The organism is Bradyrhizobium sp. JYMT SZCCT0180 (assembly GCF_018130165.1).
Lineage (GTDB): Bacteria > Pseudomonadota > Alphaproteobacteria > Rhizobiales > Xanthobacteraceae > Bradyrhizobium.
Genome location: NZ_JAFCLZ010000032.1, coordinates 1 through 24,265, shown reverse-complemented (window position 1 = coordinate 24,265; position 24,265 = coordinate 1). Strand labels below are relative to the sequence as shown.

Annotated in this window: 14 protein-coding genes; 4 read left to right on the top strand and 10 right to left on the bottom strand. The window is 63.7% G+C overall.

Features of this window, described 5'->3' with window-relative positions; translation table 11 throughout:
- The 4 genes from JQ641_RS38790 to JQ641_RS34025 all read right to left on the bottom strand — a co-directional run bounded on the left by JQ641_RS38790 (position 1) and on the right by JQ641_RS34025 (position 5,557).
- Positions 1-948, bottom strand: coding sequence for an ABC transporter permease (locus JQ641_RS38790; RefSeq protein ID WP_212000847.1), 948 nt, complete (start codon positions 946-948; stop codon positions 1-3).
- A gap of 39 nt (positions 949-987) precedes the next feature.
- Complete coding sequence (locus JQ641_RS34035; RefSeq protein ID WP_212000845.1) at positions 988-2,583, bottom strand: ABC transporter substrate-binding protein; 1,596 nt, start codon at positions 2,581-2,583, stop codon at positions 988-990.
- 251 nt (positions 2,584-2,834) lie between these two features.
- Positions 2,835-4,385: an AMP-binding protein gene (locus JQ641_RS34030; protein ID WP_212000843.1), complete on the bottom strand. Its 1,551-nt coding sequence runs from the start codon at positions 4,383-4,385 to the stop codon at positions 2,835-2,837.
- Positions 4,386-4,402: 17 nt separating this feature from the next.
- Entirely contained in the window at positions 4,403-5,557 is a 1,155-nt protein-coding gene (locus JQ641_RS34025; protein ID WP_212000841.1) for an iron-containing alcohol dehydrogenase, read from the bottom strand.
- A gap of 947 nt (positions 5,558-6,504) precedes the next feature.
- On the opposite strand from JQ641_RS34025, the gene JQ641_RS34020 reads away from it, so the two are divergent.
- Entirely contained in the window at positions 6,505-6,807 is a 303-nt protein-coding gene (locus JQ641_RS34020) for a DUF6916 family protein (RefSeq protein ID WP_212000839.1), read from the top strand.
- A 104-nt stretch (positions 6,808-6,911) separates the two neighbouring features.
- On the opposite strand, the gene JQ641_RS34015 is transcribed toward JQ641_RS34020, so the two are convergent.
- The 5 genes from JQ641_RS34015 to JQ641_RS33995 form a co-directional block, all read right to left on the bottom strand.
- Positions 6,912-7,445, bottom strand: a complete 534-nt coding sequence (locus tag JQ641_RS34015; protein ID WP_212000837.1) for a GNAT family N-acetyltransferase — start codon at positions 7,443-7,445, stop codon at positions 6,912-6,914.
- Positions 7,442-7,966, bottom strand: coding sequence for a phage tail protein (locus JQ641_RS34010; RefSeq protein ID WP_212000834.1), 525 nt, complete (start codon positions 7,964-7,966; stop codon positions 7,442-7,444). The genes JQ641_RS34015 and JQ641_RS34010 overlap by 4 nt, the downstream gene beginning before the upstream one ends.
- Positions 7,967-7,975: 9 nt before the next feature.
- Positions 7,976-8,497 carry a phage tail protein gene (locus tag JQ641_RS34005; RefSeq protein ID WP_212000832.1) on the bottom strand — a complete coding sequence of 174 codons (522 nt, stop codon included), beginning with the start codon at positions 8,495-8,497 and terminating at the stop codon, positions 7,976-7,978.
- 9 nt (positions 8,498-8,506) lie between these two features.
- On the bottom strand, positions 8,507-9,007 hold the full coding sequence (locus JQ641_RS34000) for a phage tail protein (RefSeq protein ID WP_212000830.1): 501 nt from the start codon (positions 9,005-9,007) through the stop codon (positions 8,507-8,509).
- 186 nt (positions 9,008-9,193) lie between these two features.
- Positions 9,194-17,098, bottom strand: coding sequence for a cadherin-like domain-containing protein (locus JQ641_RS33995; RefSeq protein ID WP_212000828.1), 7,905 nt, complete (start codon positions 17,096-17,098; stop codon positions 9,194-9,196).
- Between the two features lie 711 nt (positions 17,099-17,809).
- Here JQ641_RS33995 and JQ641_RS33990 point away from each other — a divergent pair.
- The 3 genes from JQ641_RS33990 to JQ641_RS33980 all read left to right on the top strand — a co-directional run bounded on the left by JQ641_RS33990 (position 17,810) and on the right by JQ641_RS33980 (position 23,573).
- Entirely contained in the window at positions 17,810-19,021 is a 1,212-nt protein-coding gene (locus JQ641_RS33990) for an efflux RND transporter periplasmic adaptor subunit (RefSeq protein ID WP_212000826.1), read from the top strand.
- Complete coding sequence (locus JQ641_RS33985) at positions 19,018-22,173, top strand: efflux RND transporter permease subunit (protein ID WP_212000824.1); 3,156 nt, start codon at positions 19,018-19,020, stop codon at positions 22,171-22,173. The genes JQ641_RS33990 and JQ641_RS33985 overlap by 4 nt, the downstream gene beginning before the upstream one ends.
- Positions 22,174-22,382: 209 nt before the next feature.
- Positions 22,383-23,573, top strand: a complete 1,191-nt coding sequence (locus JQ641_RS33980; protein WP_212000819.1) for an ABC transporter substrate-binding protein — start codon at positions 22,383-22,385, stop codon at positions 23,571-23,573.
- A 145-nt stretch (positions 23,574-23,718) separates the two neighbouring features.
- On the opposite strand, the gene JQ641_RS33975 is transcribed toward JQ641_RS33980, so the two are convergent.
- Positions 23,719-24,111: an MAPEG family protein gene (locus JQ641_RS33975; protein ID WP_192735566.1), complete on the bottom strand. Its 393-nt coding sequence runs from the start codon at positions 24,109-24,111 to the stop codon at positions 23,719-23,721.
- Positions 24,112-24,265 lie beyond the last annotated feature (154 nt).

The following is a 24,265-nucleotide window of genomic DNA, read 5'->3' as shown; positions in this document are numbered from 1 at the left end:
CTAATCCCCGTACCGGATGCGCGGATCGATCGCGGCATACAGCAGGTCGACGGTGAAGTTTGCGAACACGACCACCACCGCGATCAGCATCACGAGGTTCTGCACGATCGGATAGTCGCGCCAGCGCAGCGCCTCGACCAGGAAGCGGGCGATGCCCGGGATGTTGAATACGGTTTCGGTGACGATCAGCCCGCCGATCAGGAAGGCGGCCTCGATGCCGATCACGGTGATGACGGGCAGGATGGCGTTTTTCAGCGCATGGCGGTAGTTGACCGAATTTTCCGAGGCGCCCTTGGCGCGTGCGGTGCGAATGAAATCCTGGCGCAGGATTTCCAGCATCGAGGAGCGCGTGATGCGCATCGTCAGCGCGGCGCTGCGAAAGCCGACCGCCATCGCCGGCACGGCGTAGATGGCGATCGCTTCGGTCCAGGTTTTCGGATTGGGGTTGAAGATCGGCATGGTTCCGAACATCGAAACCGACGCCATCAGGATCAATAGTCCGAGCCAGAACGAGGGCAGCGACAGCCCGCTCAGGCTGACGATGCGCAAGGCGTAATCGAGCCTTGTGCCCTGATGAACGGCGCTGATGACCCCGAGGGGAATGCCGATCGCTGCGGAGAACAATAGCGCCAGCCCCGCCAGCCGCGCCGTGATCGGAATCCGCGGCAGGATCTCCTGCAGCGCCGGTTTTTCCGACACATAGGAATAGCCGAGATCGCCGTGCAGCAACCCGCCGATCCAACGGAAATACTGCACCACGATCGGGTCGCTGAGGCCGAGTTCCTTTTCCAGATTGGCCTTGTCGGCGGGATCGACGAACCCGGCCGCGTCGAACAGGATGTCGACGATATTGCCGGGAACGACGCGCAACAGCACGAAGATGATGATCGAGATCCCGATCAGGGTCACGAACATCAACGCGAGGCGTCGCACGATATAAGCAAACACCTGGCTATTCTCCCTGGCCGGCCGACGTAATGGCGGACGTTACTTGTCCAGCCATACGTCTTCGTAACGATAGCCGTTATAGGAGCTGTTCACCATGATGGTGATGCCCTTGACGTAGGGCTGCCAGCAGGAACCCGAGCGGCCGTGGTAGATGATCGGGCGGGCGACATCCTCCTGCAGCTTCTTGTCGATCTCCCAGACGATTTTCTTGCGCTTGGCGACGTCGGTTTCCTGGGACTGCTCGCCGAACAGCTTTTCGATGTCCTTGTTGCAGTAGTTGGTGTAGTTGCGCTCCGAGCCGCAGGAATAGTTCTCGTAGAACGACTGGTCGGGATCGTCGACGGCATTGCCGGTCAAATTGAGGCCGAGCGCGTAATCCTTGCGCGCGACTTTCGAGAACCAGTTCGCCGTCTCGACCACGTCAAGCTCGCCGTCGATATAGATGCTCTTGAGCTGATCGATCAGGATGATGGCGGGGTCGCGATAGATCGGAATGTTGCGCGTGGCGACTTTGACCGCGAGCCGCTTGTCCGGCCCGAAGCCCGCCTTCTGCATCAGCTTGCGGGCTTCTTCCCGGTTGGCGTTGATGTCGGGGCCGTAGCCCGGGATCGTCTCCAGCATCTCTTTCGGCATCGCCCACAGCCCGCCCGGGGCGGGAAGCATGGTGCCGCCGATATCCGCCTGTCCCTCGAACAGGATCGAGATGAACGCCTTGCGGTCGATCGCCAGCGCCATCGCGCGGCGGATATCCAGGCTGTCAAACGGCGGTGAGGACGAATTGACGATGATGTTGGTCGAGACGTTGATCGGTTCGACGACGCACACGGCGTTCGGAGACTGCTTCTTGACGTCCTTGAGCAGCGGTATCGACACTTCGGTGGGGAAGGTCATGTCGAACTGGCCGGAGATAAAGCCGAGGATGGCGGTCGACCGGTTGGTGATGATGGTGAATTCCATGCCGTCGAGATGCGGCAGGCCCTTCTTCCAGTAATCCGGGTTGCGCGTCAGCTTGATCGATTCATTGGCCTTGAACTCGACGAATTTGAACGGGCCGGTGCCGGTCGGCTTGGTGCGCATGTCGCCGGGCGAGACGTGGCAGGGATAGACCGGTGTATAGCCGGAGGCGAGCAGCGCCAGCAGCGCCGGCTGCGGCCGTTTCAGGTTGAACGACGCCTCGAAATCGCCTGACGTGGTGACGTCGACGACCTCGTCGTACCAGGATTTGCGCGGGTTCTTGCGGAACTTCTGCTGCGACTTGCCCATCAGCATGTCGAAGGTGCATTTGACGTCGGCGGAGGTGAACGGCTTGCCGTCGTGCCATTTGACGCCCTGCCGCAGCTTGAAGGTGAGTTTCTTCTTGTCGCCGCTCCAGGCCCAGCTCTCCGCGAGGTCAGGGACGATCGACTCCATGGAGTTCTGCGGGACGTCCTGCTTGTAGATCACGAGGTTGTTGAAAACCGGCATGAAGGGAATGTTGACCGAATAGGTCGCCTCCTCGTGGATCGAGGCGCTGGCCGGGCTGTCGCGGTGGTAGACCTTGAGGATGCCGCCCTGCTTGGGCTCGCCCGCCGATGCAACATGGTAGGCCGGCAGCAATAACAACGCCGCGACGGCAAGCGTTCGCACGCTCCGCATGGTGTCCCCTCCCGAGAATGTTCGGTCTCAATGGCCGATTGCCGCCGACGATAGCATGACCATCCTGCCGGGCAACCGGCCAAGGCCGTGTGGAGGTTGGCAATTCGAACTACTGAAACTCCGCATGGCGGAACTGGCCCGACTTTTGCGGCGATTTGCGCGGAAATGGCTGAGCAATTGCCGGCGTCGTTGCGACGCACACAAGATGATCGCGCCATATTGCCTCACCCGAGCGTTCACGCAATCCGTGCTCACACGATCCGCGAGGTCTTGTTGCCCCAATAGCGGTCGCGCAGCAGGCGCTTGTAGAGCTTGCCGGTGGGCAGCCGTGGCAATTCCTTCTCGAAGTCGATCGAGCGCGGCACTTTCTGGCGCGACAGCGACTGGCTGCAGAACGCGATCAGTTCCTCCGCGAGGTCCGGTCCCGGCGCAACGCCGGGCATCGGCTGCACCACCGCCTTCACTTCCTCGCCGAGATCCGGATTGGGGACGCCGAACACCGCGGCGTCGGCGATCTTGGGATGGGTGATCAGCAGATTCTCGCATTCCTGCGGGTAGATGTTGACGCCGCCGGAGATGATCATGAACGTCGCGCGGTCGGTGAGATAGAGGAAGCCGTCATTGTCGACATAGCCGACATCGCCCACCGTGCTCATGCTGCCGTCCGCCGAGCGCGCCTCCTTGGTCTTGGCCGGATCGCCGAAATACTCGAACGGGGTCGCGGTCTTGAACCACACCGTGCCCGGCGTGCCGACGGGAACGGCCTGCATGTTCTCGTCGAGAATATGCAGATCGCCGAGCAGCACCCTGCCGACGGTGCCGCGATGGGCCAGCCATTCCTGGCTGTTGCAGGAGGTGAAGCCGAGCCCTTCGGTGGCGCCGTAATATTCGTGGATGATCGGTCCCCACCATTTGATGATGTCGTCCTTGACCGCCGCGGGGCAGGGGGCGGCGGCATGGATCGCGATATCGAGCGAGGAGAGATCGTATCGCGTGCGCACCTCCTCCGGCAGCTTCAGCATCCGCGAGAACATCGTCGGCACCAGCTGGGTGTGCGTGATGCCCCATTTGGGGACCAGCGAAAGGTAATGTTCGGGATCGAACTTTTCCATGATGATGGCGGTGCCGCCCATCTTGATCGTCAGGTTGACGGCGGCCTGCGGCGCCGAGTGGTAGAGCGGCGCGGGCGACAGGTAGATCATGCCCTCGCGGTATTGCCAGATCTTCACCAGGAAATCGAACAGCGGCAAATTCTGATCGGCCGGCAGTTCCGGCAGCGGGCGCAGAATCCCCTTCGGCCGGCCGGTCGTGCCTGACGAATAGAGCATCGCGGTGCCGACGCATTCATCCGATATCGGCGTGTGCGGCAATCCCGCCGTTACGTCCAGCAGGCCGACGATGCGGTCGCTTTCGCCCTCACCATCGGCGACGATGCAAAGCTCGACCTGCGGACATTCCTGCAACGCCTCGCGCGCGACATCGAGTTTTTCCCTTGATGTGATCAGGATGCGCGACTGGCTGTTGGTCAGGATGTAGGCGAGCTCGCTCGCGGTGAGGTACGAGTTCACGCAGGTGTAATAGAGGCCCGAGCGTTCGCCGGCGCCGCAGGCTTCGAGATAGCGGCTGTTGTTCTCCATGAAGATCGAATAGTGGTCGAGCCGCTTCAGGCCGCGTTGACGGAACAGATGCGCCAGCCGGTTGGAGCGCGCGTCGAGTTCGCGATAGGTGACGGTCTCGCCGGTGCCGGCCATGATGAAGGCGGGCTGCAGCGGGCGAAGTTTTGCATGCTTGCCGGTGTACATTTGTTGCTCTGTTCTCCCTAGGCAGCCAGTTCGAGAATTTCGCGGACCTGTGCCGGCCCTTCAATCTTGCGCGGATTGCGCGGCACCCACGGTGTCGCCATCGCCTGCTGCGCGATGCGGTCGAAATGCTCAGGCCCGACTTTGACTTCGCGCAGGCTGCGCGGCATGCCGAGGCCGCCAATGAATTTATCGAGCACTTCGCTGGCGTCCTTGCCCGGATGCCCCATCGCGGCTGATACCAGCGCCTGGCGCTCGGCATTGACGGATATGTTCCAGCGCATCACGGAGGGGAGCATCACGCACGACGTATGGCCGTGCGGCACGCCGAACTCGGCGCCGAGCACATAGCCGATGCCGTGGCTGGCGCCCATCGGCACGCCCGCGGCCAAGGGGCCGGTCGAGAGCCAGGTCCCGATCTGGCAATCCATCCGCGCGTCGAGATCGCGGCCATCGGCCTTCACCCGCGGCAACGCCTGCGCCAGCAGTGACAGTCCCTTCAGCGCCTGGGCGTCGGCATAGGGATGCGCCTCGCGCGCGCAGATGCCCTCGACGCAATGGTCGACGGCGCGGATCCCGGTCGAGAGCCATAGCCATTCCGGCGTGTGCAGGCCGATCGCGGGATCGAGGATCACGGCGCGCGGCATCACCAGCCGGTGGCGCAGCGCTTCCTTGACCTTGGTCCGCTCATTGGTAACGCCGGCGTTGGCGGTGAATTCGCCGCCGGCGATCGTCGTCGGCACGCTGATCTGGCGCACCGTCGGCGGGTTCATCGGTGGCGGCGCGCCGGCAACGGCCCTTATTTTGTCGATGCCTTCGACGGTCGTGATGTCATTGGCGAGGCAGAGCTGCACCGCCTTGGCGCCGTCGGTGATCGAACCGCCGCCGATGGTGACGATGAGGTCCGCCTTGGCGACGCGGGCCTGTTCGGTGGCCGCGATCACGGCCGCGCGCGGCGTATGGGCGGGCATCGCGTCGAAGGTCGCGACGCAGCGCGGCCCCAGCATCTCGCGAATGTTCCTGATCACGTCGGTCTCGCGGTTGAGCGTACCGCTGACCATCAGGAACGCTCTGACCGCGCCGAGCCGGTCCATCTGCTCGACGATCACCTCGGATGCCGGCCGCCCGAACACGACCTCATCCATGGCGCCGAATACCACACGCCCTCTATGCACGCTTGTCCTCCCCGGACATTTTGGTCTTGTTGGCAGGGAGGTTAGCGGAGGAAATTCCGGACGTCATGCCCGAAGATGATGCGGAGGGTGGGCGGATGGCCGGGTGGCGGCCATGCGTCGCAGTTTGTGCGGCGCGTTTGCGATGGTGTCGCTCCACCCCCCGCTGTCGTCACCCGCGAAGGCGGGTGATCCAGTACGCCGCGGCTTCTCGGTTCTCTATCACCGGCGTCTCTGGGATACTGGGTCGCCCGGTCATAGGCGGAGCGGAAGCGACGCCGTTCTTCGAACGGCTATGCCGGGCGATGACAGCTGAATGTGCGTCCGCGATCTCGCGACGCATTGCGCCCGAGGTTTGCAGGTAATCTTCGCCCCCCCGAATCCAGAGGGCGCAGGGAATGCCGGATGCGCGCTGCACCCGCGGTCTCGTGTGCGAATAGCGCAAGAAAGCTGCACACGAGCATACAGGGCAGCGGAGAACATCCGACATTCCCTGCGCAGTGGCTTTACGGCTTATAGCGCGCTCTCCCCGGTGAGACGGCCTCTATTGCCACCGTCACCCCTCGGAAGCGTTAGCTTCTTCAGAGCTTGACGCCGTTACGGGCGCCAGGACCACACGCTTTCACCGTACGCCTCAGCCGCGACCGTCAATCGCAACATCAACGTCCACCGCATCCCCATCCCTCGTCGTGACGATGGCCAACGCCCTCTGAGTGGGACGGGATGGCGATAGTTGTGTCACTGATTTGCTTTCTGTAAAAGCAAAATATTTTTGATTTCCGGAAATTTTGAGCTTGACACGGTTTCCGTAAATCGGAAGTGATTTGCCCGTCGTGTTGTTTTGTCGCAGTCGGAATGACGGAGGGGGCATTATTTTGGACCGCACAGAAAATCAGGGCGTGTCATTCCGCGATATGTTAGACGCTTGCCACAACCAAGGGGGATATTCGATGGCTTCATCGCCGGACCTTGCGACGCTCAAGCTCGACGATTTCGCATCCCATCTCGAAGCTGACTTCGAGATGCAGACGACCGGCGGCGGGTTGCCGCTGAAGCTGGTGAAGGCCGAGCCGGCTGGCGCGGGCGGAAGGGAGGGCGCGGCGTTCTCGCTGCTGTTCGCAGCACCCGCCGGCACATCGCTGCCGCAAGCGATCTATCCGGTGACGCATCCTGTGCTTGGGGTGATGGAAATATTTCTGGTGCCGATCGGACCGCTCGCCGACGGCCGCGGCTATCAGGCGATATTTTCGTGAGGCGAGGGATCGTAGGGTGGGCAAAGCGTCAGCGTGCCCACCATTGCCGATCCGGATAGATGGTGGGCACGGCGCAAGTGCGCCTTTGCCCACCCTACGCATCGTCACGCCGTCCCCGCCCTCCACCGCATCAAATCGTAGACGCCCTTGTCCTCCTCGGCCACAAAACCGAGACGCCGGTAAAGCCGCATCGCCGGATTGAACTTCTCGACATGGATCGAGACGTCCTTGCCGGCGGCGGCGGCCTCGTCCAGCAGGTCGCGCAGCAGGGCTTCGCCAAGCCCTTTGCCGCGATGTTCGGGGAGGAACGCAATGTCGATGATGCAATGCTGGCTCGGCCAGCGTTCGATGTAGAGCCGGCCGATGTCTGCTCCGGCTCGTATCACCACCAGCCGGTCGGCTGCGGGATGTTGATTTTGGTAATGCGTGTGCTGCGCGCGGAACTGCATGTCGAGGAACGCCGCCTTCTCGGCCTCGCTCCACGGAAAGGCGGCGAGCTCGCTGGTGCGGGTCGAGGCATACAGCCGGGCGAGGAACGCCAGGTCGGTGTCGGCGATGCGGCGAAAGCCGAGACCTGCGCCGGCTGCGCGCAACCAGCCGAACGAAACTGGCGAGATGTCGGCGGGCCGCAGGTTCATCCGCGCGGCGGGAAAACGCCCTGCAAGGCGATGATGTAGGTCAGCGTCAGATACGGCTGCATGTTGTTATGAGGATGCGAGCTGCCGGTGAGAGCCAGTGTCTGCGCATTCATCTGGACGAGATTGGCGATGTTGGACTGATAGATGGTGCCCGCCTTGGATCGCGAGAGGAATTCGGTAGGTGTGGGCTCCTTGAGCGTGGCGTTCTCGGTCGAGCCTTGGATAAAATGGTTGTGGAGCGGCAAGTTCCCCTGCAACAGGGTCACCGTCTGGCCGCCGCCGGGTTCGCCGAGATAGCGGTCGCTCAGTCCCGTCCCTTGCCCCTGGCTGATGGCGCCTGAGCCCATCAGGTTGGGGAGCGCAAAGGTCGATTTGCCGTCGCCGCCGTAATAGGTCCCGAGTATCGAAAACAAGGCCGTGTTCTGCGAGATCGGCATGAGCTGGCCGTTGCACAACGCCCATCCTGTCGGCGCAAAGTCGCCGCCGAATATCCTGATCTCCGCAACGAACGGGTCTGACATGGATGGCCTCTAACTTTGCGTCGGGAAAATGCCGTACAGCGAAATGATGTAGCTGACGGTCAGGAAAGGCATCATGTTGTCGTGCGGATGGTTGGAGCCGATGCCTTGGACGGCGGTGGAGACCAATTGAGGGCCCGCCACATCGATCACGAAGGGGCTGATGGTTGGCGAGGTCGCCAGCACATTGCCGCTTGGGCTCGGGTTCGTCGCGATCGCGGTCGAGGCCATGAACGCATGATTGTGGATCGGAATCTGCTGGGTAGTCAGCGTCACCGTTTCGACGCCGCCAGTTTCGCCGATGGCGTAGGATTGCACGATACCGGGTCCCTGTCCCTGATGGATCGGGAGGCGGCCCCGCAAATCGGGCAGGGCGAAAGTAGACTGGCCGTCTCCGCCATAGGTGGTGCCGATCAGGGTGAAGAGCGCGTCGTTCTCCGAGATCGCAATCAGGGATCCGTCGCAGAACGCCCAGCCGGCTGGTGCAAAGTTGCCGCCGAACATTCGAATTTCGCCGATATAGGGATTGCTCATGGAAAATCTCTAGTTTCGCGACGGGTAGATGCCCGTCAGGGAAATGATGAAATTGACCACGAGAAATGGCTGCCGGTTCTCGTGAGCCTGGCCACCGCCGACGTTCGATACGGTCTCGGGATGCAATGTCGTTGGAGAGGTGAGAGCCCCATAGGGGATGCCAACCTCGCGTGCGAGGATGTTGCCCTGCACCGTGTTCACGTTGCCCTGCGTGTCGGATGCGACCAGTCCATGATTATGTGCGGCCATTTCACCGGTAATCAGCGTGTGAAACTCCTCGCCGCCTTTCTGGCCCATGGCGAAGCCCGGGGCCTGATGAAGCCCGGTTCGCCCGCGCAGATCGGGGAGCGCGAAGGTGGTCCGTCCGTCGCCGCCATAGAATGTCTGGAGTATCGAAAACAGCGCCTGATTCTGATTGATCGGCAGAAGCTGCCCGTTACAGAACGCCCAGTTCTTCGGCGCAAAATTCCAGGAAATAAGCTTGATTTCACCCAGGTAAGGTTGACCCACGCTCTCTCCCCTTGCTTCCAGTCAATCTACCTAAGGTATTAACCTATCATATCTTCGCCGTCGAGATGAATCTGCGGCGACGCGCGCAGGAGGGGCGCGCCCATTCATCTGTAATGGATGGCGCCGCATCAGCGCGATCCGGAGCAAGCCATTGCGGCGTCAACGGGCAAACGCAGTTTGTTGGTTCTAGACCAGCAAACTGACGTGGATTTGAGCGAGGTGAACGCCCGAATGACTGTCGATCAACACGTTCAGGGCATCGCCGGAATGCGCGCCATCGATTTGCGCGACGCTCACCCAGTGCGGCGCGGCCGGCGGGCCGAAGGGGTCCGTCGCGTTCACCTGCAGCGTTGCGAACTGGCCGCTGCCATCCTCGACCGCACGCACGATCATCCCGTCGCTGAAACCGGTCGCGTGGAATTGCGAGGTCAGCGCGGAGAAGTCGAACCGGTCGCCCTCGGCGTAGCTGTAATCCCCGACATGCGTGACCGGCGGCGCCGTCGCCGCATGGACGTCGACATGTGCGAATACGAAATTGTCCGCGCCGGCGCCGCCGAACAGGAAGCCGCCGCCCGTGCCGGCGTCGATGGTGTCGTTGCCGGGATTTGCGACAGCTCCCGTTGACGCGGTGGGTGTCACCGGTCCGAGCGAGATCGTCGGCGTCAAGGTCGTGGTCGGGGCCAGCGCGACGTCGATCGTGTCGGGCAACCTGCGTTCGCCGGTATCGAGAACGACATTCATGAGGCCGGCGATGTCCGAATGCTCCAGGCCGATCACGTGACCGAGTTCGTGCTCGATCACCGTCAGCAGATCGATGCGACCGGCGGCGCTCCCGCTGGTTGCCGTCAGCTGGTTCGGCGCAGTCGCGGTATCGAATTCGCTGTTATTGGCCGGCGTCGGATCGACGAACCAGCCCCAGCCTGCGCCGTTGCTGTCGATCGTGATTCCATGCTCGTCGCTGTTGGCTAGGAAGCCGGAATTGGGCAGGTCCGCGATGCGGATCTGGGCATTCTGCATTTGCTCGATCTGCGCGGCTGACGCGCCGGCAGCGGCCCAATGCGCAATCGCAACCGCGAGCAGCGGCGCCAGCGCGTCCATCGTGAGGACGTCCGAACTGCCGGGGCCCTGGCCGTTCAACGCCATTTGCGGTGTCGGCGGCGGCGACGGCGGGGCGGGCTGGCTGAAGAACACGTTGGTGTCGACCCGCATCGTGTTGCCGGGTGCGCCGCTTGCGGTCAGGCCGTTGGCCGCAGCCAGCGCCGCAGCGTTGGCCTGGGTGACGTTGACGTGATCGGACCCTCCGGGCGCGCCGCCGACGCGCGCGGTGGTGTTGGCGCCGCTGGCGTTGGCGTTGGAGAACGTGTTGCCGCTGATATTCGCGTTGATCACGCTGAGGCCGGCGGTGTTGAAATTATTCACGAAGAGTCCACGATCATCGATGATGTCGCGGATGGTGTTGCCGGTCAGGGTGAGATTGAAGGTGCTCGCCGAGTTCTGGGCACCGACGCCGACCTGGGCAGTGATGCCCTCGAACCCCAGGCCGCCGCCGCCGACGCTCTGAATGATGTTGTTGGTGACGCTCAGCGTCATGGTGCCGCTGGCGGCCTCATCGTGGAGGTCGAGGCCGTTGCCGATCTGCGCGCCGGAACCCGCTTCGCCCTGGGTGCCGACCGTGTTGTTGCGCAGGAAGCCGGTGACGGTGCCGGTACCGAAATGGTTGACGGCAATGCCGACCGCGCGATTGTGCGTGACGAGGTTGTTGTTGACGTCGAAATTGAGATTGCCGGCGAGCGCGCTGCTGAGGGTGATGCCGGAATTGTTGGTGTCGAAGGTGTTCAGGCCGCCGGCGGTGCCGTCGCCGAGGTGGACGTTGAGCGTGCCGTCGTTGGACGAGCCCTGGAAGCCCGTCGCGGTGAAGGTCGCCGGCGAGGAGAGATTGCCGCTGAACGTATTGTGGGTGGCATGCACCGTCGCGGTCGGCGTTCCCGCGACACCGCCGGTGGCGAGGTTGATCACGAACTCGCTGCCGGCCACCGTCGAGGCGCCGTTGTTGGAGAACGTGCTGTCGGTCACCACCAGTTCGGTCAGCGTGCCGCCGGTGTTCTCGATGAAGACGTTGTGGACATAGGAATTGGTGACGTTGAGGTCGTCGAAGGTGGTGGCGTGGCTGGCGTTACCGGTCAGTTCGAACAGATAGATATTGCCCTCGCCATTGCCCGCGGTGGAGTCGCCGCTGCCTGAAATGTTGAGGTTGCTCAACACCAGGCCGTTGATTGTGTTGCCGTTGATGCCGTTGCCGTCGGCGCCGGTGATGTTCATGTTGCGCAGGGTGACGTCCTGCGTATTGGTCAGGCTGATGGCGTGGCCGGTAGTGTTCTGGATGGTGCCGCCGGTGCCGTCCGTCGTGCCGGTGCCGGTGACGTTCAGATTGCCGCTGGTGCCGGTGTTGTTGAGCACGATGCCGCTGGCCGCGCCGTTGGCGGCGACGCTCTGGAACGTCAGGTCGTTCGCGCCGATCGTGGTGTGGACGACATTCAGCGCGATGCCGGTCGTCGACGTAATCGTGTTGCCGCTGCCCTCGACCGTGACCGTCCCGCCTGAGGTGGCAGCGGCGCCGGGGCCGGTCGCGTTGAAGCCGTTGCCGGCGGTCGTATTGATGACCAGCCCGCCGTTCGTGAACGCGATCGTCGCACCCGCGTTGTCCGTCAGGTTGACGGCCGTCGCTGTTGTGCTGGTGATCGCCTTGCTTGAGCCCGAGAACGTGATCGTGCCCGCAGCGTTGTCGTCGAGCAGGATGCCGGTATTGGCGGCGAGATTGTGGGTGATGTTGCCGGACAGCGTGATGTTGCCGGCGCCCGCGGCGCGGTCCTGGATGTCAACGGCCTGGCCGGTGCCGTCGGTCTTGGAGATCGAGCCCGCATAAGTGATCGCGGACGTGCCGCCGGCGTTGGCGGTTCCGACGCCGTCGCCGACCCGGAACGCATCGCCGTCGGAGCCCGAAATGCTGCCGGTGCCGAGCGCGATCGCGCCGCCGGTCACGCCGGCGATGGCGACGGCGGTACCTACGCTGTTGGTCGAACTGGTGGAGTCGAAGGTGATGCCGCCGGCACCGACCGTCACGTTCGACAGGTTGAGCGCCGCGCCGTTGCCTGTGGTGTTGATGGTATTGCCTGCCCCGGTGACGCTGTAGGTGCCCGCGACGGTGGCCTGGAAGGCGGAGCCGTTGGTGGTGTCGATATCAAGCCCGCCACCGGTAAAGTTGACGTTCGACGTGCCGGTATTGCCGGTCATCGAGACGCCGTCGCCGGCGCCGGTGTTCAGCGTCTTGGTGGCGCCGGTGAAATTGACTGTGGTGTTGGCGTTGCCGGAAATGCCGATGCCGCCGCCGGTGTCGGCGCCGTCGGTGATGTTGCCCGAAACCGTGACGGTGCCACCGGTCTTGCCGACGATCGAGGCCGAGAGGCCGGTGCCGTCGCCGATGGTGCCGCCGTACCTGATATTGGCGGCACCGCCGCTGATGCTGATTTCGGAGGCGCTGTGGCCGGACAGCGTGCCGCCCGCCGCGTTGAACGTGCCGTTGGCATTGGCCAGCGTGATGCCGATGGCGCCGGCGCCCGACGAAACGCTGGTGAACTGCATGTTCATCCCGGCGGTGCTGCCGTTGATGTTCACGGCGCTGGCGGTGGTGTTGTTGATCGAACCGGCCGAGGCGGCGTTGGCGTCGTTGACGTGCAGGTTTCCGACATTGGTGCCGGTCAGTGAAACGCCCGCGCTGCTGCCCCAGCTGATGGCCTGGATGCTGTTGTCGCTGCTGGCGGTGATGGTGCCGTTGATCTGGGTGAGACCGGCGCCCGCATTGGACGCGAGCAGCGTGGTGGTGCCGGCGCCGCCGCCGCCGTCCGGCGCGTCCAGTCCGTGACGCTCGCCATAGAGCTTCTGGCTGGCCTCGAGCTCGAGGTTGCCGGTGTAGGTGCCGTCATAGACGAAGATGGTGTCGCCCGCGGAATCGACGTCGCCGGCGCCGCCGGCGCCGTTGAGCTGGCTGAAGTCGGTGAACGGCCGCAGCGAGCTGCCGTCGCTGGGGCCGTTGGCGCCGGCATACGACGCGTCGACATACCAGATGGTGGAGTTGGGGACGAAATTGATGGTGACGGTGGCGGTGGCAGTGCCGTTCTGGCCGGCCGCATTGCCGTCGGTCACCGTGTAGGTGAAGCTGTCCGATGCGTCGACCGTGCCGTCGGTGTTCGGCAGCGGCACGTAGACGAAGCCGCCGTCGGCATCGAGGGTGACGGTGCCGCCCTGGGCGGTGGTGATCGTTCCCGCCACCACGGTCAGCGGGCCGCCATCGGCGTCGCTGTCGTTGGCAAGGATGTTGCCGGTGATGACCTTCTGCACGCCAAAGGGATCGGCGGTGCCGGCGCTCGGGCCGTCCACCACCAGGGCGGTGTTGGTGATCGCCGCGTTCACGCCCGTGAAGGTATCGTTGACGGCCACCGGGCCGTCATTGGTGGCGACGACGGTGACGACGGTGGTAACGGCGGGCGAAGAGGTGTTGTCGTTGGGGTTGACGTTCGAGCCGCTGTCGGTGATCGAGCTCACGCTGATGGTATGCGTGGTCGCGGTCGGCGTGTTGTCGTCGTTGCTGTAGGCGAGGCTGTCGACCATCGCATTGACGTTGGCCGCGGTGAAGGTCGCGGTCGGCGTCACGGTGATGGTAGCAAGGCCGCCTGCGACCGACACGGTCGCGGTGCCGGCGGCGCCGCCGACGGTGACGGCTTCCGAATTGCCGTTCACGAGATCGACGAGCGTGCCGCCGATCGTGAGATATTCGGTGGTGTCGGCGACGTTGCTGACGGTCAGCACCACTTGCGTGAGGGTCTGGCCGGCCTCGACGGTCGAGGTGCTCGGCGCGGAGAACAGATCGACCGGGCCGCTGCCCGGGAAATTCGGCAACGACGTTTCGGTGAAGGTCACGGCGCCGCCGCCGTTCGCGGTCGCGGTCAGGGTCGGCTCGTCGTTGACCGAGGTGATCGCCAGCGTCTTGGTGGCGAGGTTGCTGTCGACCAGGGCGTCATTGACCTTGAATTCGATGGTCTTGCTGACACCGGGATCGTCGCTGGTGCTGTTGAAGGTGATGGAGCGCAGCGCCGCCTGATATTCGGCGACCGTGGCGGTACCGCTCAGCGCAAGCACGCCGGTACCGGAATTGTAGATGCCGGTAATGCCGTTCTGGTCGGTGAAGTTGAGCTGGTCGCCGCTCTGGAAGCCGACCGAGACGCGGACCTGGGCGGATGCGATCGAACTGTCGGGGTCGGTGACGGTGAGCGCCCCGTCGATGACGGCGGCGGCCGCGTTCTCGGTATAGGCGGTGGAGCCGCCGGTCGGCGTGACCACCGGCGCGTCGTTGACCGAGGCGACGTTGATGGTCGCGGTCGCCGCGGCGCTGTCGAGCGTGCCGTCATTGACGATGTAGCTCAACGTGCGCTGCACGGTGGTGGGATTGTCGCTGGTGTTTTGGTAGGTGACCGATTCCAGCGCCAGTTCGTAATTGGCTTGCGTATCGGTGCCCGTCAATGTCAGCACGCCGGTGACGGGGTCATAGGTGCCGGTGATGGCGCCGACGGGCGTAAAGTTCAGCACGTCCTGGGTGTTGTCGAAGCCGCCAGATATCGCGACCCTGGCGCCCGTCATGGTGGCGTTGTCGGGATCGGTGATGGTGATGGTCGGGTCGACGACGCTGGTCGCGTTCTCGGTGTAATTGAGCGTATCGCCGGCGGCGACGGTCGGCGCGATATCCACGACGACATTGACCGTGAATGTCTGCTGGCTGTGCAGCGTGCCGTCGCTGGAATCGACGGTGATGTCATAGCTGGGATCGGCGAGGAGGATCTTGCTCGGATCGGCGACAGTGACGATTCCGGTCGCGGCATTGACCGTGAAGCCGCCGTTTGAGGTGTCGTTGACCAGCGAATAGGTGACGGCCGGACCGTTGACGTCGGTGGAAGACGCGGTGACGCCGACCGTGGCGCCGGCCGCAGCGCCGACGGCGACCTGGTTGGCTGCGGCATTGCTGTCGACAGGCGTCGACGGCGCGATATCCGATACGGAGATGACGAAGGCCTGCGAAGAGGCCAGCGTGCCGTCGCTGGCCTGCACAACGACGGTATAGCTGGCGCCCGAGGTTTCGAAATCGATCCTGGTGGCGTCGGCGACGGTGACGACGCCAGTAGCGGCGTTGACGGCGAAGCCGCCGCCCGAGGTGTCGCCGACCAGCGAGTAAGTCACGCCCGGGCCGTTGATGTCGGTCGAGGACGCGGTGACGCCGACTGTCGAGCCGTTGGCGGCGCCTTCCGCGACGGTGTTGGCGGCTGCGTTGCCGTCGACGGGCGTCGAAGGCGCCGCGTCGGTGACGGCGATGGTGTAGGACTGCTGGCTGAATAATCCGCCGCTGTCGGTGGCCCGCGCCACGATCGTATAGCTGTTGCCCGGCGCGCTCTCAAAGTCGATGGCGCTGGAGTTGGCGACGGTAACGACGCCGGTGGCGGCATCGATGGTGAAGCGGCCGCTGGCGCTGTCGGCGAGGCTATAAACTACGCCGGGTCCATTGATATCTGTCGAGGAGGCGGTGATGCCGACGGTTGAACCATTGGCAGCGCCTTCGATCACCGAGTTGGCGCCGGCATTGGTGTCGACCGGGATCGATGGTGCGATATTGGTCACGCCGATGGTGAAGGTTTGCGAACTGGCGAGGGTGCCGTCGCTGGCTTGCGCGGTGACGGTATAGACGTTACCGGGCGCGGTCTCGAAGTCGATCCTGCTCGAATCGGCGACGGTGACGATGCCGGTCGCGGCGTCGATGGTGAAGCCGCCGCCGGACGTATCGCCGGTCAGCGAATAGGTCACGGCTCCGCCATTGATGTCGCTCGAGGCGGCGGTGATGCCGACGACGGTGCCGTTCGCGACACCCTCCAGCACCGAGTTGGCCGCGGCATCGCTGTCGGTCGGGGACGCGGGCGCGACATCCGTCACGCCGATCATGAAGGTTTGCGCCATATTCAGTGCGCCGTTAGACGCCTGCACGACGACGAAATAGGCGTGACCGGCCGCAGTCTCGAAATCGATCTTGGCGCCGTCGGCGACGGTGACGATTCCGGTCGTGGCGTCGATGGTGAAGCCGCCGCCGGAGGTGTCGCCGATCAGCGAATAGGTCGTCGCCGGGCCGTTCGGGTCAACAGCGAACGCGGTGAGGCCGACGGTCGAACCGTTGGCGGCGCCTTCGGCGACGCTGTTGGCGGCGGCGTTGCCGTCGACCGGCGTCGCCAGCGCAACGTCGGTGACGTTGATGGTGAAGTTCTGCGAGCTCGACAACGTGCCGTCGCTGGCGACCGCCGTGATGTTGAGAGTCGCGGTGCTTTCGAAATCGATCTTGGTGGGGTCGGCGACCGACACCACGCCTGTGGCCGCATCGATTTTGAAGGCGCCGTTGGCGCTGTTGCTCAGGCTGTAGGTGACGCCCGGTCCGTTGATGTCGGTGGAGGAGGCGGTGATGCCGACCAGCGTGTTGGCGGCGGCGCCTTCCGCCACGGTGTTGGCGCCGGCATTGCCGTCGACCGGGGTCGAGGGCGCAATGTCTGACACGTTGATGGAGAAGCTCTGCGACGAGGTGGAGAAGCCGTCGAACGAATTCACCGTGATGGTGTAGGCGTGGCCCGCCGCGGTCTCGAAGTTGATCTTGGCGGGATCGGCGACCGTCACCACGCCGGTGGCCGCGTCGATCTTGAAGCCGCCGCCGGAACTGTCCGACGCCAGCGTGTAGGTAATGGTCTGGCCTTCGGCGTCCGTCGAGCGGACGGTGACGCCGACCAGCGTGTTGACGGCGGCGCCTTCGACGACATTGTTGGCCGCGGCGTTGACGTCTGTCGCGGTCGCTGGCGGCGTGTTGGCTGTCGGCGGCGGTGGTCCGGGCCCAACGATGACCGTGCCAGGGCCACCGGGAGGCGTGCCGGGGCCCGGCGGCGGCGGATTCACGCCGGGAGGTGTGCCGCCGGTCGCGGGCGGCGGCATCGAACCGGGGGGCAATTCGTTCGCCATTATTCGTACTCCCAACGCAAGTTTCTTGTCCGCGTCACACAGCCAGTCGCGCGGCTAGCGCGATGCGTGAACACGTCGAATGTTTTGATGGATGGTGCGCGCGGTGTTGCAGCAGCCCGGTCCGCCCGATGAACGGAGGACTGCAAACGCTCTTCGGGGAGACCTGTTACCAGCGACAGAAATTTCGCTCGTCACTCCGAAACGCCTCTCACTCACGCCGCAACGAAAAAGGGGTAATCAAATGTTCAAGAAATGCGGCTGTATAAAAATTTACGCTTTAGCAACCATGATCGTAGCCGAGCGTACAACCTTGAGTCAATGTCCTCGGATTATTAACCATGAGGGCGTGGGCAGTAACGTTGATGCGGAGGTGCTGCCGGTCGTCCTCTTCCCCCAAGTGGAACTTTGGGCGACTCGACCGACGACAATTGTGTGATGTCACGTTTTCGTCATCTCGAGCACGGCCTCGAGCGTTGGGGTAATCATCGCGCCATCGGCGATTTTCCTTCAGGCCAGCGCTTCTGACCCATACGTGCGAGCCATTACCCGCAACCGGCGCAAGGCGTGATCGCCCTCCATGCATAACGATTGTGCTTGATCCGATCGGCTTCTTGAACAGACTGGGAACCAGTCACATCTGTGACCTCCGCCGGGGAGCGGAGCCGCCTCCATCGATCGAGATGTCGGGAAGTGCCAGGGGAGATCGAGCAGATGGAATTGAGCGCGACTGAAAAACGGAATCGTCCGGTTCAACCGGCAGGCCGTCAAGTCTACTTCCCCTCGCTTCGCAGTCTCTCGCCGCTGATCCTGGTCTCCGCGCTGGCGCTGTCCGGATGTAACGACAAGCCGCCGCAGCCGGCCGCGGCCGCGGCGCCGCCGGTTACGGTCGCGCAGCCGGTGAAGCGCACCGTCACGGATTGGGATGAATTCACCGGGCGGTTCGAGGCGCTGGAAGAGGTGCAGGTGCGCGCCCGGGTCGGCGGCTTCGTCAACACCGTCGAATTCCGCGATGGCGCCATCGTGCGTGCCGGCGATCTGCTTTACACAATCGATTCCCGCCCCTTCGAGGCCGTCGCCGCGCAGGCCGAGGGCCAGCTCGCGGATTCGCGTGCCAAAGTGGAGCTTGCCAAGCGCGAACTCGATCGCGCGCTGAATCTGGTCCAGACCAGTGCGGTCTCCGAACAAACCGTCGACCAGCGCCGCCAGGCGTTGCAGGCCGCGCATGCCGCGGAGATGCAGGCCGATGGCGCGCTGAAGGCGGCTAAACTCAATATCGAATTCACCCACGTCCTGGCCCCGATGACCGGCCGTGTCGGCCGCCATCTCGTCAGTCCCGGCAATCTCGTGCAGGGCAGCGAAGGCAATGCCACGCTGCTCACCTCGATCGTCACGCTCGATCCGATCTACATCTATTTCGACGTCGACGAGGCGACCTATCTCAAGAACAACAGGCTGTGGTTCGAGGGAAAGCGGCCGAGTTCGCGCGACACGCCGAACCCGGTGGAGGTCGCTCTGACCGGCGAGGACAAGCCGTCGAAAGAAGGCAAGATGGATTTTCTCGACAACCGTCTCGATGTCTCGACCGGCACGCTGCGCAGCCGCGCCATCATTCCCAACAAGGACTTCTCGATTCTGCCGGGGCAATTCGGCCGCGTGCGGCTGATCGGCTCTTCGCCCTACGAGGCATTGCTGCTGCCGGACACGGCCATCGCCACCGACCAGTCGCGCAAGATCGTCTTTGTCGTCAAGGATGACAACACCGTCGAAGCAAGGGCTGTGAAGCTCGGACCGCTCGACGAAGGCCTGCGCGTGGTTCGCGAGGGGTTGAAGGCGGAAGATCGCGTCATCGTCGATGGCATCCAGCGCGCCCGGGTCGGTGCGAAGGTGACGCCGCAGACCGCGCCGGCCGGTGGCAAGTCATGAACCTCGGCCGGCTCTCCATCAACCAGCCCATCCTGGCGATGGTGCTGTCGATCGTGCTGCTGATCGTCGGCGCGATCGCCTACACCACGCTGCCGGTCTCGGAATATCCGCAAGTGGTGCCGCCGACCGTCGTCGTCACCACGCAGTATCCCGGCGCTACCGCGCAGACCGTCTCCGACACCGTTGCAGCTCCGATCGAGCAGGAGATCAACGGCGTCGAGGATATGCTGTATCTCTATAGCCAGGCGACCTCGAACGGCAATCTCACCATCACGGTCACCTTCAAGCTCGGAACCGATCTCGACAAGGCGCAAGTGCTGGTGCAGAACCGCGTCGCCATCGCGCAGCCGCGATTGCCGGAAGAGGTGCAGCGCAACGGCGTCGTCACCCGCAAGAACAGCCCCGACATCCTGATGGTCGTGTTCATGCTGTCGCCGGACGACAGTTTTGACCAGCTCTACATCTCCAACTATGCGCTGCTGCAGGTGCGCGACGAGCTGCTTCGCCTCGATGGCATCGGGGACATCCAGATGTTCGGCGCCCGCGACTACTCGATGCGGCTGTGGCTGGACCCGGACCGCATCGCGGCGCTCGGCCTGACCTCGGCCGAGGTGATAGCTGCGATCCGCGCGCAAAACCTGCAGATCACGGGCGGGCAGATCGGCGAGCCGCCGATCGCCGACCGCGCATTCCAGCCCAATCTCACCTTCACCGGACGGCTGAAAGATCAGAAGCAGTTCGAGGACATCGTGGTCAGGGCCGGCGCGGACGGCCGCACGGTGCGGCTGCGCGACGTGGCGCGGGTCGAGCTCGGTGCGTTGTCCTATTCGACCAACAGTTTCCTGCTGCGGAAATCGGCGGTCGCGCTGCTGGTAACGCAGCGGCCTGGCTCGAACGCGCTGGCGACTGCGAAAAGAATCTCCGATACCATGGAGAAGCTGAAGGCGCGTTTTCCAAAGGGCCTCGACTACAATATCGGCTACAACCCCACCGAATTCATCGCGCAGTCCGTCCACGAACTGATCAAGACGATCTACGAGGCGATGATCCTCGTCGTCATTGTGGTGCTGGTGTTCCTGCAGGGCTGGCGTCCGGCGATCATTCCTATCATCGCAATTCCGGTGTCGCTGGTCGGCACCTTCGCCGTGATGGCGGCGCTCGGATTCTCGATCAACAATCTCACGCTGTTCGGGCTCGTGCTCGCGGTCGGCATCGTGGTCGACGATGCGATCGTGGTTGTGGAAAATGTCGAACGGCATCTCGAGCGCGGCATGAGCCGGCGCGACGCGGCGCTTAAGACCATGGAGGAGGTGGGCGCAGCCCTGGTGTCGATCGCGCTGGTGCTGTGCGCGGTGTTCGTGCCGACCGCGTTCCTCGGCGGCATTTCAGGACAGTTTTTCCAGCAATTCGCCGTTACGATCGCGGTGGCGACCGCGATCTCCTGCTTCTGCTCGCTGACATTGTCGCCGGCGCTGGCCTCGCTGATCCTAGTGCCGCACGCGGAAAAGAAGCCGCCGGCGAGCTGGAATTTCATCGCCCGCGGCTGGGACGCATTTGCGGGCGTCTTCAACCGGACTTTCGACCGGCTGTCCCACGGTTATGCCAATGCGGCCAATTTCGTGATCCGGCATTCGACGGTCATGCTGCTCTTGTACCTGGCGTTGATCGGCAGTGCCGGATGGCTGCTTGCCATCACCCCCCAAGGCTTCATCCCCGCCCAGGACCGCGGCTACGTCATCATATCGGCGCAGTTACCGGGAGCCGCATCGCTGGCGCGCACCACCGATATCGTCCGCCAGATCGAGAAAACGGCGCTGGACACCCCGGGCATCATTCGCGTCGCGGCATTCGCCGGCTTCTCGGGCGCGACCCGGACGCAGTCGGGCAATGCCGCGGCCCTCTTCCCGGTGTTCGAAGAACCGGAGGTGCGTCTGAAGAAAGGCCTGACCGCGCAGGCGATCACCGCGGATCTGCGACAGCGCCTGGCCGCGATACAGGGGGCCTTCATCATCGTCATTCCGCCGCCGCCGGTGCCGGGCATCGGAACAGGTGGAGGTTTCACCATGCGGGTCCAGGATCGCCAGGGCCGCGGCCCTGAACTCCTGGCAGCCGCCAACGACGAGCTTGTCGCCGCGGCGCGCAAGGCGCCCGAGTTGACGCAGGTGTTTTCGCCTTTCACCGCCAATACGCCGCAGCTCTTCGTCGACATCGATCGGGTCAAGGCGCAGAAGCTCGGCGTGCCGATCTCCGGCGTCAACGAAACGATCCAGACCTATTTCGGCTCGACCTACGTCAACGACTTCAACCTGTTCGGCCGCACCTATCACGTGACGGCCCAGGCCGACCTGCCGTTCCGCAAGGAAGCGTCGGATCTGGCGCGGCTGCGCACCCGCAACGCCGCAGGCGACATGGTGATGCTCGGCAGCGTGGTGGATTTCCGCGACGTATCCGGCCCCGACCGGGTGGCGCGTTACAATCTCTATCCGGCGGCGGAACTGCAGGGCGAAGGGACGCCGGGCACGAGTTCGGCGACGGCGATCAACACCATGAAGAAACTCGCGGAGGACACGCTACCGAGCGGGTTCTCCTTCGAATGGACCGACCTTTCGTACCAGCAGGTTACCGGCGGCAATGCGGGTCTCTACGTGTTCCCGATCTGCGTGCTGTTCGTGTTCCTGGTGCTGGCGGCGCAATATGGCAGCTGGAGCCTGCCGTTCGCGGTGATCCTGATCGTGCCGATGTGCCTGCTCGCCGCCACCATCGGCGTGCGGATCATGGGGCAGGACGTCAACATCCTGACCCAGATCGGTTTCGTGGTGCTGGTGGGGCTGGCGGCGAAAAATGCGATCCTGATCGTCGAATTCGCGCGCGACATCGAGCTTGAAGGCAAGCCGCGGCTGGAGGCGGTGATCGAAGCCTGCCGCTTGCGGCTGCGGCCGATCCTGATGACGTCGTTCGCCTTCATTCTCGGCGTGCTGCCGCTGGTGATCTCGTCCGGCTCGGGATCGGAAATGCGCCAGGCGGTCGGCGTCGCGGTGTTCTTCGGCATGATCGGCGTCACGCTGTTCGGCCTGATCTTCACGCCGATTTTCTACATGATCGTTCGTGGGCTGGCCGACCCGAAGAAGCCGAAGGATGCCGCCGCGGTGTGATGGCGGGCAGAACTATCGCCACCGTCGTCATTCCGGGGCGCGCGTAGCGCGAGCCCGGAATCCATACTCACGATGGTGGTTATGGATTCCGGGCTCATCGCTTCGCGATGCCCCGGAATGACGGGGCTGACTTGAATAGATGGGCCGCCGCAGGGTTATAAAATATCATTGACCTGAAATTTCCAAACAGACACTGCCGGGAGACAGATATGAAATCGGGTTTGTTGGCGGCCGCAGCATTGAGCGGTCTTTTGTTCGCCGGATCGGCCTCGGCGCAGGGCGTCAAGATCGGCATTCTGAACGATCAGTCCGGGGTCTATGCCGATTACGGCGGCAAATGGTCGTTCGAGGCCGCCAAGATGGCGATCGAGGATTTCGGCGGCGAGGTGCTCGGCCACAAGATCGAGATCGTCTCCGCCGACCACCAGAACAAGCCCGATCTCGGCACCGCGATCGCGCGGCGCTGGTATGAGGTCGAGAACGTCGACATGATCACGGAGCTGACGACTTCCTCGGTCGCGCTCGCGATTCATGATCTGTCGAGGCAGATGAAGAAGATCGACATCGTCGTCGGTGCGGCCACGTCTCGCCTCACCGGCGACGCCTGCCAGCCCTACGGGTTCCATTGGGCCTACGACACCCACGCGCTGGCGGTCGGCACCGGCGGGGCGCTGGTGCAATCCGGCGGCGACAGCTGGTTCTTCCTGACCGCGGACTACGCGTTCGGCCATGCGCTGGAAAAAGACACCGGCGATCTCGTCAAGGAAAAGGGCGGCAAGGTGCTGGGCGCGGTCCGCATTCCCCTGAACTCGTCGGATTTTTCGTCGTTCCTGCTGCAGGCGCAAAGTTCGAAGGCGAAAATCATCGGGCTCGCCAATGCCGGTCTCGACACCACCAACTCGATCAAGCAGGCCGCCGAATTCGGCATCGTCAGGAGCGGCCAGAAGCTCGCCGGCCTGCTGCTGACGCTCGCCGAAGTCCACGGCCTCGGGCTGGAAGCGGCGCAAGGCCTGGTGCTGACCGAAGGCTATTACTGGGATCGCGACGACAGGAGCCGCGACCTTGCCAACCGCTTTTTCAAGCGCACCGGCCGGATGCCAAACATGATCCAGGCCGGCACGTACTCCGCGACGCTGCAATATCTCAAGGCGGTCAAGGCGGCCGGCACCAAGGACACCGAGGCCGTCGCCAAGAAGCTGAAGGAGCTTCCGGTCGACGATCTCTTCGCGCAAGGCAAGGTGCTCGAAAACGGCCGCATGGTGCACGACCTCTATCTGTTCGAGGTCAAGAAGCCGTCGGAGTCGAAGAAGCCGTGGGACTATTACAAGCAGCTCGCCGTGGTCCCCGGCGACAAGGCGTTTCCGAGCGCCAAGGATTCGGGCTGCCCGCTGACGAAGTGATTTGTCGTCCCGGCGAACGCCGGGACCCATAACCACCGGCGGCTGTTGTTTGCAGAAGGTGTCTGCCAGCTTGCCTTAAAACTTCTGCACGGCGTATGGGTCCCGGCGTTCGCCGGGACGACGTGGGGAGGGAGTTGTGCGAAACTCACCCCTGCACGATCCGCCACACGATTGCACCTGTTGCGCCCACCCAGAGCACGATCGCAGCCGACGCCTGGATGCCGAAGCCGCGGCCGCGCTTGGCGGCGGCTTGCGAATAGCCGAACATGTAGAGGAGGCGGCCGGCGATCCAGACCAGGCCGAGCCCTGCGGCAAAGGGGTCGCTGATGTAAATGGCAAACAGCCACAGCGACGGCAGGAAGATCGGCATCCATTCCAGCGTGTTCATCTGGACGCGGAAGACGCGCTCGAAATCCGGATGGCCTGACGTCGCCGGCACCTTGATGCCGAACGCGCTGCGCGCTTTCGAGACCTGGATCGAGGTGAAGAAGTAGAACAGGATGGCAAGGCAGGTGACGAGCGCGGTGAAGTGATACATTGGAGAAATCCCCATGGAATGTGTTGGCTCATAGCGTGATCCGTCACCCTGAGAGCTTGTGACCCTATGATTTGCGGGCGCGGTATTTGGCGCGGTAGGGCGCTGGCGATCGGAGGCTGCTTTCAAGGTCGATGGTGTCAGGTCATTGGGCTTG

Bases quoted from the DNA above. Each gene is read 5' to 3' on its own strand.
- JQ641_RS33990 (WP_212000826.1), top strand. From the start codon at position 17,810: ATGGAATTGAGCGCGACTGAAAAACGGAATCGTCCGGTTCAACCGGCA.
- JQ641_RS34015 (WP_212000837.1), bottom strand. From the start codon at position 7,445: ATGAACCTGCGGCCCGCCGACATCTCGCCAGTTTCGTTCGGCTGGTTG.
- JQ641_RS33980 (WP_212000819.1), top strand. From the start codon at position 22,383: ATGAAATCGGGTTTGTTGGCGGCCGCAGCATTGAGCGGTCTTTTGTTC.
- JQ641_RS33975 (WP_192735566.1), bottom strand. From the start codon at position 24,111: ATGTATCACTTCACCGCGCTCGTCACCTGCCTTGCCATCCTGTTCTAC.
- JQ641_RS34030 (WP_212000843.1), bottom strand. From the start codon at position 4,385: ATGTACACCGGCAAGCATGCAAAACTTCGCCCGCTGCAGCCCGCCTTC.
- JQ641_RS33995 (WP_212000828.1), bottom strand. From the start codon at position 17,098: ATGGCGAACGAATTGCCCCCCGGTTCGATGCCGCCGCCCGCGACCGGC.
- JQ641_RS34010 (WP_212000834.1), bottom strand. From the start codon at position 7,966: ATGTCAGACCCGTTCGTTGCGGAGATCAGGATATTCGGCGGCGACTTT.
- JQ641_RS33985 (WP_212000824.1), top strand. From the start codon at position 19,018: ATGAACCTCGGCCGGCTCTCCATCAACCAGCCCATCCTGGCGATGGTG.
- JQ641_RS34020 (WP_212000839.1), top strand. From the start codon at position 6,505: ATGGCTTCATCGCCGGACCTTGCGACGCTCAAGCTCGACGATTTCGCA.
- JQ641_RS34035 (WP_212000845.1), bottom strand. From the start codon at position 2,583: ATGCGGAGCGTGCGAACGCTTGCCGTCGCGGCGTTGTTATTGCTGCCG.
- JQ641_RS34005 (WP_212000832.1), bottom strand. From the start codon at position 8,497: ATGAGCAATCCCTATATCGGCGAAATTCGAATGTTCGGCGGCAACTTT.